The sequence below is a fragment of the Granulicatella sp. HMSC31F03 genome (genome assembly GCF_001807725.1).
GTDB lineage: Bacteria > Bacillota > Bacilli > Lactobacillales > Aerococcaceae > Granulicatella > Granulicatella adiacens.
In genome coordinates this window covers 1-339 of sequence record NZ_KV790843.1, presented here as the reverse complement: position 1 = coordinate 339, position 339 = coordinate 1, and the positions used below count along the sequence as shown (strand labels likewise).

Genomic DNA, 339 nt, shown 5'->3' with positions numbered 1-339 from the left:
TTCAACGTCTTATGCATGTAAATGGATTGTTTGGGAAACGCCCTAAAGAAAAATACCATTCTTATCAAGGCAATGTTGGGAAAGTTGGTGATAATATTATTAACAGAGAGTTTACGGCCGATAGGCCACTTCAAAAATGGAGTACAGATGTTTCTCAATTCACTTTTCCTTGGGGAAAATGTTTCTTTTCTCCAATTTTAGATATGTCTACTAATGAAATAATCTCCTATGATCTTTCTCTAAGTCCCGACTTAGAACAGATTCAAAGGATGTTAAATAAAGCTTTTAAAAAATTCCCTGATGTAAATGGATTGATTCTCCATTCTGATCAAGGTTGGC

Annotated in this window: 1 protein-coding gene; it reads left to right on the top strand. The window is 34.5% G+C overall.

What is annotated here, in order from left to right:
* Positions 1–26: 26 nt before the first annotated feature.
* Positions 27–339: DDE-type integrase/transposase/recombinase (locus HMPREF3106_RS01025; RefSeq protein ID WP_210384819.1), on the top strand; the 313-nt coding region annotated here is incomplete at its 3' end.